At 68.5% G+C, this 13,267-nt stretch carries 11 protein-coding genes; 3 read left to right on the top strand and 8 right to left on the bottom strand.

Features of this window, described 5'->3' with window-relative positions; translation table 11 throughout:
• Positions 1–21 precede the first annotated feature (21 nt).
• From RN02_RS21065 to RN02_RS21045, 5 genes are all read right to left on the bottom strand, one after another.
• Positions 22–537 (bottom strand): flavin reductase family protein, encoded by a 516-nt coding sequence (locus RN02_RS21065; RefSeq protein ID WP_009623015.1) that lies wholly within the window; start codon positions 535–537, stop codon positions 22–24.
• A gap of 25 nt (positions 538–562) precedes the next feature.
• Positions 563–1,783: an acyl-CoA dehydrogenase family protein gene (locus RN02_RS21060; RefSeq protein ID WP_043316498.1), complete on the bottom strand. Its 1,221-nt coding sequence runs from the start codon at positions 1,781–1,783 to the stop codon at positions 563–565.
• Between the two features lie 647 nt (positions 1,784–2,430).
• On the bottom strand, positions 2,431–3,789 hold the full coding sequence (locus RN02_RS21055) for a DUF1329 domain-containing protein (RefSeq protein WP_009623011.1): 1,359 nt from the start codon (positions 3,787–3,789) through the stop codon (positions 2,431–2,433).
• Between the two features lie 14 nt (positions 3,790–3,803).
• Complete coding sequence (locus RN02_RS21050; RefSeq protein WP_043316492.1) at positions 3,804–5,690, bottom strand: DUF1302 domain-containing protein; 1,887 nt, start codon at positions 5,688–5,690, stop codon at positions 3,804–3,806.
• A gap of 372 nt (positions 5,691–6,062) precedes the next feature.
• Positions 6,063–7,949 (bottom strand): acyl-CoA synthetase, encoded by a 1,887-nt coding sequence (locus RN02_RS21045; RefSeq protein WP_043316490.1) that lies wholly within the window; start codon positions 7,947–7,949, stop codon positions 6,063–6,065.
• Between the two features lie 219 nt (positions 7,950–8,168).
• Here RN02_RS21045 and RN02_RS21040 point away from each other — a divergent pair, with 219 nt between their 5' ends.
• A complete protein-coding gene (locus RN02_RS21040; RefSeq protein WP_043271983.1) occupies positions 8,169–8,831 on the top strand; it encodes a TetR/AcrR family transcriptional regulator in 663 nt (220 codons plus the stop codon).
• Positions 8,832–8,914: 83 nt separating this feature from the next.
• Positions 8,915–9,139 (top strand): hypothetical protein, encoded by a 225-nt coding sequence (locus RN02_RS21035; RefSeq protein ID WP_009623002.1) that lies wholly within the window; start codon positions 8,915–8,917, stop codon positions 9,137–9,139.
• Between the two features lie 215 nt (positions 9,140–9,354).
• On the opposite strand, the gene RN02_RS21030 is transcribed toward RN02_RS21035, so the two are convergent.
• From RN02_RS21030 to RN02_RS21020, 3 genes are all read right to left on the bottom strand, one after another.
• Positions 9,355–10,557 (bottom strand): NAD(P)/FAD-dependent oxidoreductase, encoded by a 1,203-nt coding sequence (locus tag RN02_RS21030; RefSeq protein ID WP_043316486.1) that lies wholly within the window; start codon positions 10,555–10,557, stop codon positions 9,355–9,357.
• 198 nt (positions 10,558–10,755) lie between these two features.
• Entirely contained in the window at positions 10,756–11,127 is a 372-nt protein-coding gene (locus tag RN02_RS21025; RefSeq protein WP_043316484.1) for a response regulator transcription factor, read from the bottom strand.
• A gap of 190 nt (positions 11,128–11,317) precedes the next feature.
• A complete protein-coding gene (locus RN02_RS21020) occupies positions 11,318–12,343 on the bottom strand; it encodes a GlxA family transcriptional regulator (protein ID WP_052267778.1) in 1,026 nt (341 codons plus the stop codon).
• Positions 12,344–12,581: 238 nt separating this feature from the next.
• Between RN02_RS21020 and RN02_RS21015 the strand changes: the two genes are divergently transcribed.
• Positions 12,582–13,256: a response regulator transcription factor gene (locus RN02_RS21015; RefSeq protein ID WP_009622997.1), complete on the top strand. Its 675-nt coding sequence runs from the start codon at positions 12,582–12,584 to the stop codon at positions 13,254–13,256.
• Positions 13,257–13,267 lie beyond the last annotated feature (11 nt).

Here is a 13,267-nt window from a genome sequence, read left to right as displayed (position 1 = left end):
CGTTCGTGAAGGAAAGGTGGCTCAGCCGAAGTCGTGCCAGCAGTGGCTGGGGTCCAGGGCATGCAACTGCTTGTAGGCGCCGGAGAAGAACAGCAGCGGGCGGCCATCGGACTCCTCGATGGCCTCGACGTCGGCCGTGTAGATCAGGTGATCGCCGCCGGGGTACACCGCGTTGGCGCGCACCGCCAGCTGCACCAGCGCGCCCTGCAGCAGCGGGGTGCCGCGGTGCTCGCCGAAGGCGACCTGGCACGCCGCATCCGGGCGGCCGCCGAAGTGCCGGCTCAGCGCCTCGTGCTCCTCGCGCAGGAAGGCGATGCCGAAGCCGTCGCCGGGCTTCACGCTGCCGGCGAAGCGCGACTCCTTGCGGATCGACACCAGCACCATCGGCGGGTCCACCGAGAGCGACATGAAGGCGTTGGCGGTCATGCCCGCCGGCTGCCCCTCGTGCTGGTAGGTGATGACGGTGACGCCGGTGGCGAACTTGCCCATCACCCGGCGAAAGCGCTTGGCATCGAGTGCCGCTGTCTGCATGTCCATGGACTTCTCCTGGCTGGCCACGGGTTCAGATGAAGGGCGTGCCCGGTTCCATGCCGCAGAGGATGCGGCCGTAGGTCTCGAAGTTGGTGGCCGGGGTGACGATGCCGTGCAGCGAGGCGATGCGCGCGTCCTGCCAGAGGCGGTTGAAGGGGTTGCCCACCGCCGCCAGGGAGCCGCCGGAGGCGGTGGCCAGCATGTCCACGGCTTCCCACAGCAGCTTCTCGGCGAAGCCGACGTCGCGGCGCACCCGGGCGCGGTCGAGGAACTCCATGTAGCGGCCGTCGCGGGCGCAGGCGTCCAGCGCATCGGCGTGCTTCTCGAGGATGGCGCGCGCGCCCTCCAGCTTGGCCGAGGCCTCGCCGAGCATCAGGTGGGTGACCGGCGCCTCGGCCTGCTTGGTGTACCAGCTGTACTGGATGCCGCGGCGCGGCAGGCCTTCGAGGAAGGTTTCCAGGGCGGCGACGCCCAGGCCCAGGGCGGGGAAGGCGAGGATGATCGCCAGCATCGGCATGCAGGCGACGCTGTACAGCGGCTCGTCCGCCAGGTGCCTGGACTCGTAGTCGCCGGTGATGGCCTTGCTCACCGAGGTGACCCGCGCATCCGGCACGAAGACGTTGCTCACCGAGACGCTGGAGCTGCCGCTGCCGGAAATGCCGATCACGTTCCAGTCGTCGAGGATCTTCACCTGCGAGGTGGGGACCAGCGACACGCCCTGGTCGATCACGTTGCCGACGGCGTCGACGATGGGGATGCCCAGCAGGTCCCAGTTGGCGTGGTAGATGCCGGAGTTGAAGCCCCACAGGCCTTCCTCGATCAGGTAGCCGCCCTCGACCTTCTTCACCACCGCCTTGCGCGGCGAGAGCACGCCGACCACGCGGGCCTTGGGCCCCTCGCCGAACAGCTCCTCGGCGGCTTGCTCGCCGAAGAAGGTCGCGGCGCTCCAGGTGCTGACGTTGGTCAGGGCGGTGACCCAGGCCACCGAGGCATCGGCCTTGCCCAACTCGGCGACGACTTCCAGGAAGGTGCGCACCGACACCGAGGGGCCGCCGTACTTGCGCGGCGTGGTCATGCTCAGCAGGCCGCCGGCCTCGAGGTCGGCGATGGTCTCGGCGGGCAGCTGGCCGAGGGCGGCGGTTTCCTTGGCGCGGGCTTTGAGGGTGGGGATCAGCGAGGCGGCGTAGGCACGCAGGTCGTCGGCGCTGCGCTCGGTTCTGGCGGGTGTTGCGGCATAGGCGATGGTGCTCATGGAAATACCTTTGTCTTGTCGATTGTTATCAAGGCTCTTCTGCGCCTCCCCCGGCTGAGCTGGGAGGGGAGGGTGGTTTGATACTAGCATCAAATTTGAAGAATATTCAAAAAATAAAATCGACGAGATGAAGGTGAGGGTGGAGGGTGTGTGGTGGGTGGCTGGTGTGGCTTTTCGTAGGGGCTTGTTCGCGAACGGGGCTCGCCGGTGGCTTCGGTGTTTTGGATTAACTCCGCTCCCTCTCCCTAACCCTCGGCTGCGCGCCCCGCCCTGAAGGGAGGGGGGACCGTTCGGAGTGGACTGGCTTTCCCGAGTTAGCCGGCAAGCGCGGTGGTTTCCGGCTGGAACCATTCCTTCTCTCGGCACGGACTAGCCCCCTCTCCCTTCAGGGAGAGGGCTGGGGAGAGGGTGTTCTTGGTCCTGGCGCCGAAGCCCCCGGAAGCCTCGTTCGCGAGCTTGCTCGCTCCTACGAAAAGCAACCTCTGCCGCGGTGCACGAAGTCCTCGATGCCTTCCCGGGGATGTCTGCGCGCCGCTGCGGCGCCCGTGCCGGCGGCGGAAAAAAAGCAGCCACCTGGGTGGCTGCAAGGCGTTGCGTCAGGAGTTGCAGGGGCGGGCCGGGGCCCGCCCATGCCCGGGGCGGCGTGCTCAGCGCACGCCGGCATTCCTCAGCGCGGTCGGGGTGAAGTCGGCGGCCACCGCCTTCACGCCGAACTCGATGGCGTTGCGTTCCTGGTTGCGCATGCCCGAGGCGATGTAGCGGCCGTTCTGCAGGTCGTACAGGGTTTCCACCGCCAGCCACGGCACCTTCACGTCGTAGAAGGGTTCCATGTGGCCCTCGGCGACGCGCCACAGGTTGCCGCGGCCGTCGTAGTGGTCGGCCAGGGCGATCTGCCAGGAATCCTCGTCGACGAAGTACACGCGCTTGGCGTAGATGTGCCGGGCGCCGGGCTTGAGGTTGGCCTCCACCACCCATACGCGGTGCAGCTCGTAGCGGGTCAGGTCGGGGTTGAGGTGGCCGGCCTTGATCACGTCGGTGTACTGCTTGCCGGGCGCGTCCAGGGCGAAGGCGTTGTAGGGGATGTACATCTCGCGCTTGCCCAGCAGCTTCCAGGTGTAGCGGTCCTGGGCGCCGTTGTACAAGTCGAAGTTGTCGCCCACGCGCTGGCCCTCGGAGGCCGGGTAGGGGCCGTCGTAGGCTACCTGCGGGGCGCGTCGCACGCGACGCTGGCCGGCGTTGTAGATCCACGCCTGGCGCGGCTCGGCGACCTGGTCGATGGTCTCGTGCACCAGCAGCACGTCACCGGCCAGGCGCGCCGGCGCGGTTACCGCTTCCTTGTAGTAGAACAGCACGTTGCCGGGGTTGCCCGGGTCGAACTCCTTGAGCCGATCGCGGTAGGTGAACTGCAACTGGAAGAACACCGGAGTGAAGCCGCCGTCCTTGTCCGGGGTGGCCTGCACGCTCAGGCGCTTGACGCTGCCGCCGCGGTAGCGGGTGGTGTGGTTCCACATCACTTCCTGGGCGTTCTGCGGGATGGGGAAGGGGTAGGCGGTGAGGAAGTCGGCCAGGCCGTTGCCGTCCTTGACCATCTTCGCGTGCAGGGCGTTGGCCTTGGCGTCGTTGTAGATGGCATCGGGCAGCGAGACGCTGCGGTGGCTCGGGTACACCGGCATGCGGTAGCTGTCCGGGTAGCGCTTGAACATCGCCAGTTGGCCGGGGCTGAGCTTGTCCTTGTACTTGTCGACGTTCTTCGCGTCGATGACGAACAGCGGTTTCTCCGCCGCGTAGGGGTTGCTCAGGAAGCCCGCGCCGTCCTTGCTGCCGGCGTTGCTGGGCAGCCCGCCGGTCCATTCGGGAATGCTGCCGTCGGCGTTGCCGGCGCGCTCGGCGCCCAGCGGGGTGAGGCGCTTGCCCAGCTCCGCGGCCTGTTCCGGGGAGACGGCGGCGAGGGCGCTGCCGGCCAGCAGCGAGAGGCCGAGGGTGGTGCCTTTGATCAGGTGGTTCATGAGGGGACTCCGGCTCAGAAGGACATGCCGACGCTGAAGGCGACGAAGTCGCGATCGACGTTGGTGTTGTAGCGGCCATCGAAGAAATCGGTGACCGACAGGCTGGCGCTGTAGGTGTTGCGGTAGTCGGCGTCGATGCCGAGGCTGACGGCCTTGCTGCCTTCGTTGAAGCCCGGCTCCGGCGCGTAGCCTTCGACGTCGTGGGACCAGGCGATGTTGGGCTTGAGCGTCACCGACGGGATCAGGTTGCTGTACTCCCAGATGGCGCGCATGCGGTAGCCCCAGGAGAAGTCGGTGGTGAAGCCGTGGCTGTTGCAGTTGCGCGCGGTCGCCGGGCTGTTGGAGGCCTGGCACAGGCTGTTGTCGGGGTACAGCGCGCCCTGGCCGAACACCGGGTCGCGGCCGTAGCGCAGGCCGCCCTTGCCTTCGAGGTTGCCGACATGGACCGCGCCGACCTCGCCGATCAGCGTGACCCGGTCGGCGCCCATCACCTGGTCGAAGAACTGCACGGCGGTGACCTGCGCCTGGGTCACCGGCTTGCGCTGGTAGCCCTGGATCAGTGCGTCGTCGGCCACGGGATAGGCGCCCGAGGACAGCAGCGGGGAGAGGGCGGGAATGCCGCTGGAGGCCGACACCTGGTCCACCGCGTTGAGCTGCAGCGGCATGTTCGGCCGGTAGCTGATCTCGCCGGACAGCGCCGTGCCGGTGGGCAGGGTGGTGGCGAAGCTCAGGCCGTAGAGGCGGATGTCCTCGGGGTAGGTGACCAGGTACCTGGAGGTGCCCAGGCGGTAGGCCACCGCCAGGTCGTTCAGCGCAGGTCCCAGGGCGCCGGCGCAGGCGCCGGGGTCGCCGATGCCGAGGTTGCCGCACAGCTGCGGGACGAAGTTGAGGTTGTCGGCGTTGGGGCTGGAGTAGGAGTTAACGTAGGGCTGGCGGCTGTGGTAGTTGATGAAGTAGGCGCCGAACTCGGTGTCCAGGCTCGGCACCATCCAGCGCAGCGCCACGCCGAACTGGCCGCTGTCGCGCGCGTCGTCGTCGCCCAGGCGCGGCACCACGATGCCCTGGCGGCTGAGGTTGATGCCGAAGGGGGTGAGCGCCGCCATGGCCGCCGGGTTGCCGGTCAGGTTCGGGCCCACCGGCACGCCGTTGCAGCCGTCGGGGACGAAGTCGTTCTGCGAGAAGAAGGTGCCGCAGTTGTCGATCACCGTCTGCTGCCAGCCGAGCTGGTAGAAGCCCTCGGCGGAGAGGTTGTCGGTGATGGCCTGGGACAGGTAGAACATGTTCACCGGGATCAGGCCTTCCTTGATCTCGGCGCCGGGGCGGCGGAACGCCGAGACGTCCACCGGGTTGATGCTGTTGATGCCGCCCTGGATGAAGGTGCTCTCGCCCCAGCTGACCACCTGCCGGCCCAGGCGCACGGTGCCGGGCAGGTCGGCGATCATGTAGTTGTGGTAGAGGAAGGCGTCGAGCAGTTGCCCGCCGGAGGACTTGGCGCCTTCCTCGCGGCCGTGGTCGTCGATGTCCTGGACGAGGCGGTGCTCGTCCTTGAGCTCGAAGTCGTACCAGTACTTGCCGCGGACGAACACGCCGCTGTCGCCGTATTTCAGTTCCAGTTCGTGCAGGCCCTTGAAGATCTTCGAGAAGGTCTCGCCCTTCTTGAAGTTCAGGCGGCCGTCGTCGGTGCCGGTGGCGAGGCCCTTGCCGCCGTTGTTCTCGCCGACCAGCCTGGAATCGGCGTCACGCAGGGCCCAGCTGGCGCCCAGGCTGAAGGTGCTGTCGAACTGGCCTTCGATCTCGCCGGCATTGAAGGTCACGCCGTAGGCCGGCACGGCCAGACTGCCGGCCAGGCCGAGCGCCAGGGGCACGCAGGCGCGGTACCGGAACATGGGTTTGTGGTTCATGACTCATACCTTTTTGTTGTTGTGTGGCATGCAGTGCACTTTTTCGGGGCAGACAGGTCCCCTGCGAGGAACGCGGCGTTCTTCGCGGCGGCGACGTGAAAGGTTCCCTTGCTCGAGAAAATCCGGAAGCGGCAGGCACTGGGCTCATCCAGGGCAATGGCTGTACCAGGCGCGCTGCGCGGCGCCATGCATAGCCTCTGCCGGAGAGGGCTTCCTATTGATTCTTATTGTGTTTTTCCGTGGTCTGGGCCCTCGCTCGGTCGGTTGCGGTCAAACTTCGCTGGCGCCTTGCTGGCGACTTGCATCAACTCCCCGGCTTTCCCGCCGGGGCGGTTGGCGAAAATCGTCAGTGCGCAAGCAAGGCGCGGTCGTTCATGGCAGGCATTCGACCTGGAAGGCGTAGCGCCCCAGCGCCGCGGCCAGGTCGTGGCGGTCCGGGCCCTGGAGCCGGGCGAGGGTGCCGCGGCGGCCGTCCTGGACGACTTCCACTTCAACCGCGTAGCCGGCCTGGGCGGCCTCCTGGCGCACCACGCGCTCGATCTCGCGGCGTTGCAGGGCGGGCTTGAACAGCTTGCCCACCGGCGTCACCGGCAGGCTGGCGAGAATCTCGATGCGCTTGGGCACCGCGGCGCGCTCGCTGACGTGGCGGGCGGCGAAGGCCAGCAGTTCCTCGCTGTCGGCCCGGGCGCCCTGCACCAGCTGCACGTAGGCCACCGGCACCTCGCCGGCATAGGCGTCCGGGCTGCCCACCGCGGCCGCCAGGGCCACCGCCGGGTGCCCCTGCAGGGCCTCCTCGATCTGCTTGGGATCGATGTTGTGGCCGCCGCGGATGATCAGTTCCTTCTTGCGCCCGGTGAGCCAGAAGTAGCCCTCGGCATCCAGGCGCCCGAGGTCGCCGCTGTTCAGCCAGCGCTGGCCGTCGATGTCCAGCCACACGCCACGGTTGTGCGCCTCGTCCAGGTAGCCGGCGAACAGGTTGGGCCCGCGCAGGACGATGGCGCCCACTTCATCCACCTCGGCGTCGCGCAGGTAGCGGCCGTCGTCGTCGAGGACCACCGCGCGCATCGGCTGGTAGGGCAGGCGCAGGCCGATGGAGCCGATGCGCCGCTCGCCGTTGGGCAGGTTGCAGGACGATACGCAGGTGCCCTCGGTCAGCCCGTAGCCTTCGAGGATGCGCACGCCGCTGACGCGCTCGAACTCGCGGAACAGCTCCACCGGCATGGGCGCGGCGCCGCACAGCGCGTAGTCCAGGCTGGAGATGTCGGCATCGCCCACCGGCTGCTGCAGCAGCGTGGCGTAGACGGTGGGCACGCCGGAGAAGAAGGTGATCCGGTAGTGCTCGACGATCCGCCAGAAGCGCGCGAGCAACCCGGCGCTGCGGTAGCCCTGGGGCGTGCCGAGGATGACGTGGCCGCCCTGCAGCCAGGGGCGCAGCCCGGTCACCAACTGGGCGTTCACGTGGAACAGCGGCAGGCCGCAGAAGTAGCGCTCGTTGGCCGGGTCGCCGGCCAGCACGGCGCCCAGCGCCCAGGCGTCGAAGACCTCGGCGCCGTGGGTGCGCACGGCGATCTTCGGCAGGCCGGTGGTGCCGCCGGTACAGAAGTACGAGGACGGGTCCGTGGCCTGGATGACGCGGCCGCTGGCCAGCCGGTCGGCCGGCTGTTCCGCCAGCAGGCCATGCAGGTCGTGGACGTTGCGGCCCTGGCGTTGCCGCTCGACATGCTCGCGCAAGGCCTGGGCGCGCTCGGCGTCCAGGTAGGGCGCGGTGCTCACCCAGACCACTTCGCGCAGCGCCGGCAGCTGGTCCAGGTGCGGGGCGAGGCGCTCCCAGGTGTCCTGCCCCGGCGTCGGTTCCAGTGTCACCAGCACCTTGGCGTTGGCCGCGCGCAGCAGGTCGGCCATCTGCGCGCCATCCAGCAGCGGGTTGATCGGCATGACGATGCCCGCCGCCTCGCCGCCCCAGGTGCAGAAATGGGTTTCCGGCAGGTTCGGCAGCACCAGCGCCACCACGTCGTCCGGGCCGACGCCCAGCGCGTGCAGGGCGTTGGCCGTGCGGGTGATGCGGGCGAACAGTTCGGCATGGCTCCAGTGCCAGGCCTGCTGGTAATGTTCGGCATCGAAGAAGAAGCTCAGCGCCGGGGCCTCCGGGCTGCGTTGCGCGCTGCGCTGCAGGGCCGCGTAGGTGTTCTGCGGCAGGTCGTGGGCGGCGAGCGGGGTGCGTTCCAGATGTTCGATGTCGGCCAGGTTGCGCAGGATCATGCGGCGTACCCTCCGGCGGCGACGTGGCTGCCTGCAGATGCCGGCAGGCGGGAGCGAAGGGCACTGGGGCTGCACGCAAAGGCAATGCGTTGTTGGATGGGCATCGGGGCCGGCTCCATTGTTATTGTTTGGAAGCGTTAATTGAAGGTATTTCAGAAATGAAAGATTTTCAATACCTGGCCCGTCCGCTATTCTTCGTGGCAAGCAAACGGAGCATCTATGGCCATAGGCAAACGAGACAGGACACGCAGCAAACTGCTGATCGCGGCCCAGGAACTGGCCCTCGAAGGCGGGGCGGGCGCCCTGACGGTCTACAACCTGACCGAGCGGGCCGAAATGGCGCCCGGCACCTTCTACAACTACTACCGGACCCGCGAGGACGTGCTGGACGACGTCTTCGAATTGCTGGTCATGGCCGCCCGCCAGGCCGTCGTCGAAGTCACCGAGGGGATGACGGACCTGCGCGCCATAGTCGCCACCTCCGTGCGCCAGACCTTGCGCATGGCCGCGCCGGGGCACGCCGTCGGCCATCTGCTGTTCGACGCCAACCTCCCCACCCAGCACTTCATCCTGGGCGTGCGGCAGTTCTTCCGGCGCGACCTGGAGAACGGCATGGACAACGGCGCCTTTCACGTCAGCAACGAGTCCGCGGTGATCGCGATGGTTTCCGGCAGTTCCTACGGCGTGATGCAGGAGATCTACCAGGGCCGGCTGCCCATGGAGATGATCGAGGACGTCGCCGAGCTGACCCTCGGCCTGCTGGGCGTGGAAGCCTCCGTTGCCGCGGCCCAGGCCCGCCTGCCCATCGATTTCAGGGCGCCGCCGAAGCTGCCGCTGATCGCCACCGAACTGCTCCCGCCGCTGGGCGCCGCGGCGCGCTAGGGGCGGCGGGGCTGCTTCCGTCGTATTGCCCGCAGGCCCGCGGGCATCGAGAATGCAGCCTTCCGAGCCAGAGGTGAGCGGCCATGATCCTGCGCGGTATGGCACAGATGCATATCGACGACCTGCCTCCCGGGTTCCAGTCGCTGGTCCGCGGGCTGGCGGATGGGGAGCCGTTGGGGTTCGTCTGGGTGGTGTTCTACCAGGGGCGTATTTTCGGGGCCTATCCCTGTGCGGACCAGGCGTTGCGCAAGGTGACCGAGATCGAGCATTGCATCAGCGAGGACGAGGTGCCGAGTGCGCAGGGGTGAGGGCTGGTTTTCGACATTCGCCTGATCGCGGACGGAGTCCGCTCCTACGGTGCCAGGAAGCACGGCTTTTCGTAGGATGGCGTTGAGCGAAGCGATACCCATCACCACGGCAGCATGGGTATCGCAAGCTCAACCCATCCTACAATTCCAGGCCACGCCGGACGCCCCGGCGGCGCATAACCGCGAACGGTTATGCGCCCTACGCGTTCAGGGTGTCAGGCCACCGGGATAAGCGGGTCGGCCGCCGCCAGGGCGATGCTGCGGTCGGCCGCCGGCGGGTAGATCCACAGGGTGTTGATCTGCGTCTTCAGCTCCTTGGCCTGCTCGCCCAGCAGCTTGACCTGGCGGTCCCAGCCCTCGGTGTACACCGCGCCCCAGGCGCCCAGGTCCAGGCAGGTCACGTACTTGGGCTGGCGGTAGGGGGTGGGTGGCACGCCCAGCAGGTCGGCGGCGGCGTTGTTGCCGGCGTGGCGGCCCAGGGAGATGGCGTGCTGGCAGGACATCACCGCGTGGTTGCCGAGGTCGTCGGTGGCGGCGTAGGCCACGTCGCCGGCGGCGAATACCTTGGCCTGGCCGCGCACCTTGAGGTTGCCGTCCACGTGCAGGCGGCCCAGGGCGTCGCGTTCGCCGCTCAGTTGCCCGGTCAGCGGGCTGGCGCGCAGGCCGCCGGTCCAGATGACCGTGTGGCTGTCGATGCGGCGGCCGTCGGCCAGGCTCACGCCGTCGGCGTCCACCGCCGCGACGCTGGCGTCGGGCAGCCATTCGATGCCCAGTTTTGTGGAGGCTTCGATGATCGACGGGCGGATGCCTTCGCCCAGGGCGGCGGCCACCTGCGCGCCGCGGTCGACGACGATCACCCGGATGTCCTGCTCCGCGCCCAGCGCCTCGCGCAGGCGCGCCGGCATTTCGGTGGCGGTCTCGATGCCGGTGAAGCCGCCGCCGACCACCACCACGGTGTTGCGCGCCGGGCTGGCGGGGCGGTTGCGCAGGGCCTTGAGGTGCGCTTCCAGGCGCGCCGCGGATTCGATCTGGTCGACGTCGAATGCATAGCTGTCCAGGCCCGGCACCGGCGGCCGGGCGAGCTGGCTGCCGGTGGCCAGCACCAGGCGGTCGTAGCCCAGCTCGCCCTGGCGGCCGGCGGCGTCGCGGTAGCCGACGCTCTGCGCCTGCTCGTCGATGCGCTCGGCGCTGCCCTGGACGAAGCGGATGCCCACCGTGTCGAACAGCGCGTCCAGCGGGGCGAACATGCGGCCCACGTCGGGTTCGTAGAAGCGCGGGCGGATGCGTAGCTCCGCCTGGGGCGCCAGGAGGCTGATCTGCACGTCGTGACGCTCGTGTCGGTCCAGCAGGCGTGCCGCGCTCAAGGCACTCCAGAGCCCACCAAAGCCTGCGCCCACCACCAGAATCTGCTGTTTCATGATTTGCTCCCGAATATACATAGTGATGAATGACCTTGAAGTTTCGGCTCCAAGCCCGGCGTGACTGTCGAGTCGTCCGCTGTGGAATCCATGCTATTCGGGGAAGTTGCGCCGCACACTTCTACATGGGGTTCGCGGAATAGTGCGTTGGTCTGGCGGATATATGCCTAGGTATCGACAGAACTTGCCGGGGAAGTTTCAGCGCGGCTGGCGCAGGGCGGTTTCGATGCACGCGAGCAGGCGCTCGGCGTCGAACGGCTTGGGCAGGCAGGCGAGCGGGGCGGGAACCGCCTCGGGGTAGGCGGTGATGAAGATGACGGGAATGCGCAGGCCCATGGCGATGAGCCTTGCATGCAGCTGCAGGCCGCTCATGCCGGGCATCTGCACGTCGGACACCAGGCACTGCGCCTCGCCGGGATCTCCGGCGGCGAGGAAGTCCAGGGCGCTGGAATGACTGCGCACGCGATAGCCGCTGGCACGCAGCAGGCTCTCCAGCGCCGCGCGCACGGAGTCATCGTCGTCGACCACGGCAATCACGGCCGTCTGGCGACTCGGGGGTTCTTGGGTCATCTGGAATTGCTCGTGGCGGTATCTGTCGAGACTTCAAGATACGCCAGCGAACAAGGCGAAGAAGTATACCTGGGTATAGTCCGGCGAGACCTGGGTATGGGGTTATGCAAACTTCCGTCGAGGCACTTTCCGCAACTTGGCAACTTGCCTCGATCAATGAAGGGCAAGTTCATGGATACGCATATAGTGCTCAGGCCTCGCGGGTAAAGCGGCTGCGATAGTCGCGCGGGGCAATGGACAGGTGGCGCTGGAAGGTGACGCGCATCCGCTCCTCGTTGCCGAAGCCGCATTGCCGGGCGATCTGCTCGATGCTCTGCGTCGAGTGCTCCAGCAGGCGCCGGGCGGCCTCCAGGCGGAACAGCTCGATGGCCCGGGCCGGGGTGCGGCCGGTGCGCTGCTTGTAGACCCGCGAGAAATTGCGCGGGCTCATCCGCACGCGCTCGGCCAGTTGCTCCACCGTGAGGCTGCGCTCGCCCAGGTGCTCGGCCAGCCACAGGTGCAGTTCGTCGAACAGCGGGCTGTCGGCGGCCTGGGACTGCAGCAGGGTGCTGTACTGCGCCTGGCCGCCGGGGCGCTTGAGGTACACCACCAGCTCGCGCGCCACGGCCATGGCCACCTCGCGGCCGCAGTCGGCTTCCACCAGCGCCAGGGCCAGGTCGATGCCGGCGCTCACGCCCGCCGAGGTCCAGGTTTCGCCCTGCTGGATGAAGATCGCGTCGGCGTCCACTTCCACTGCCGGGAAGCGCTGGCGCAGGGCGTCGCACAGGGCCCAGTGGGTGGCGGCGCGGCGGCCGTCGAGCAGGCCGGCGCGGGCCAGCAGGAAGGCGCCGCTGCACACCGAGGCGACGCGCCGGATGCGCGACGCGGCCGCGCTGATCCAGGCTGCCAGCTCGGCATGGCTGTCCAGCGTGTGGCAGATGTCCGGGGCGCCGGGCACCACCAGGGTGTCGGCTGCCACGGCGTGCGGCGGCGGCAGGCGCGTGCTGTCCACCGCCAGGCCTTCCACGGTGCGCACCAGGCCGCCGGCCAGGCTCGCGGTGTGCAGGCGGTAGCCGGGCAGGCCGCGTTCGGCCAGCGCCTTGGAGGCGGCCCAGAACACCGTCTGGGCGCCGCTGAGGTCGAGCAGGCCCATGTCCGGGTAGGCCACGAACAGCACCTCGCGCGGGCCGTTGCCGGGTAACGCATTCTGGGAGTTGTCGCTTGGGGGGACGCTCATTGCCAACGCTGCCATGCCGATTCCAACCAGCAGCGAGATACCGCCTGCGGCGGCGCTTGGCAAGCCCGGCGCCGGCGCTGGCCGATAACCTGGGATTTCTGTCCTGGCGAGCGGGCGCGGCGGCGCGCTAACTTCGTCCGGATGCCGGGCGTCCCGCCGCGTTGTCGGAGGCGCCGTGGTGGACTAGTTTTTTCAGTCGTATGCCAGGCGCGGCGTCGGTCGCAGGAGAGCAAGCCGGATGAATTCGTGGTCGCAATCGGGGGCGCAGCAGGGTAGCGCCAAGCCCAGGGAGCCGGTGGTCTACGTGGTCGACGACGACGAGTCGATGCGCCTGGCGCTGTCCGGGCTGCTGCGCTCCATCGGCCTGCGCGTGGAGACCTTCGAGTCCCCCGCGGACTTCCTTGCCTTCCCCCGCGACGACGCCCCCAGCTGCCTGGTGCTCGACGTGCGCCTGCGCGGCGAGAGCGGCCTGGCCTTCCAGGAGCAGGTGGAGAAGCACGGCCTGCGCATGCCCATCGTGTTCATGACCGGCCACGGCGACATCGCCATGACCGTCAAGGCCATGAAGGCCGGGGCGGTCGACTTCCTCGCCAAGCCGTTCCGCGACCAGGACATGCTCGACGCCGTGGCCAACGCCCTGGCCAAGGACGCCGAGCGCCTCGCCGCCGAGCGCTCCAGCGCCGGGCTGCGCGAGGCCTACGCCGCGCTCACCCCTCGCGAGCGGGAGGTGATGAGCTATGTGGTGGCCGGCCTGATGAACAAGCAGATCGCCGCCGAGCTGAACCTCAGCGAGGTGACGGTGAAGGTCCACCGCGGGCAGCTGATGCGCAAGCTGGCGGCGCGCTCGGTGGCGGACCTGGTGCGCAAGTCCGAGGCCCTGGGCATCGCGCCGCAGACGCGCCGGGCCCCCTGAGCGGGCGCGGC

It is taken from the genome of Pseudomonas sp. PI1 (assembly GCF_000812405.1).
Classification (GTDB): domain Bacteria; phylum Pseudomonadota; class Gammaproteobacteria; order Pseudomonadales; family Pseudomonadaceae; genus Pseudomonas; species Pseudomonas citronellolis.
The sequence above is the reverse complement of the archived record's forward strand: the minus strand, read 5'-3'. Positions and strand labels throughout refer to the sequence as shown.

Excerpts from the sequence above, each read along its gene's own strand:
- RN02_RS21065 (WP_009623015.1), bottom strand. The coding sequence starts at position 537 with ATGGACATGCAGACAGCGGCACTCGATGCCAAGCGCTTTCGCCGGGTG.
- RN02_RS21060 (WP_043316498.1), bottom strand. The coding sequence starts at position 1,783 with ATGAGCACCATCGCCTATGCCGCAACACCCGCCAGAACCGAGCGCAGC.
- RN02_RS21055 (WP_009623011.1), bottom strand. The coding sequence starts at position 3,789 with ATGAACCACCTGATCAAAGGCACCACCCTCGGCCTCTCGCTGCTGGCC.
- RN02_RS21050 (WP_043316492.1), bottom strand. The coding sequence starts at position 5,690 with ATGAACCACAAACCCATGTTCCGGTACCGCGCCTGCGTGCCCCTGGCG.
- RN02_RS21045 (WP_043316490.1), bottom strand. The coding sequence starts at position 7,949 with ATGATCCTGCGCAACCTGGCCGACATCGAACATCTGGAACGCACCCCG.
- RN02_RS21040 (WP_043271983.1), top strand. The coding sequence starts at position 8,169 with ATGGCCATAGGCAAACGAGACAGGACACGCAGCAAACTGCTGATCGCG.
- RN02_RS21035 (WP_009623002.1), top strand. The coding sequence starts at position 8,915 with ATGATCCTGCGCGGTATGGCACAGATGCATATCGACGACCTGCCTCCC.
- RN02_RS21030 (WP_043316486.1), bottom strand. The coding sequence starts at position 10,557 with ATGAAACAGCAGATTCTGGTGGTGGGCGCAGGCTTTGGTGGGCTCTGG.
- RN02_RS21025 (WP_043316484.1), bottom strand. The coding sequence starts at position 11,127 with ATGACCCAAGAACCCCCGAGTCGCCAGACGGCCGTGATTGCCGTGGTC.
- RN02_RS21020 (WP_052267778.1), bottom strand. The coding sequence starts at position 12,343 with ATGAGCGTCCCCCCAAGCGACAACTCCCAGAATGCGTTACCCGGCAAC.
- RN02_RS21015 (WP_009622997.1), top strand. The coding sequence starts at position 12,582 with ATGAATTCGTGGTCGCAATCGGGGGCGCAGCAGGGTAGCGCCAAGCCC.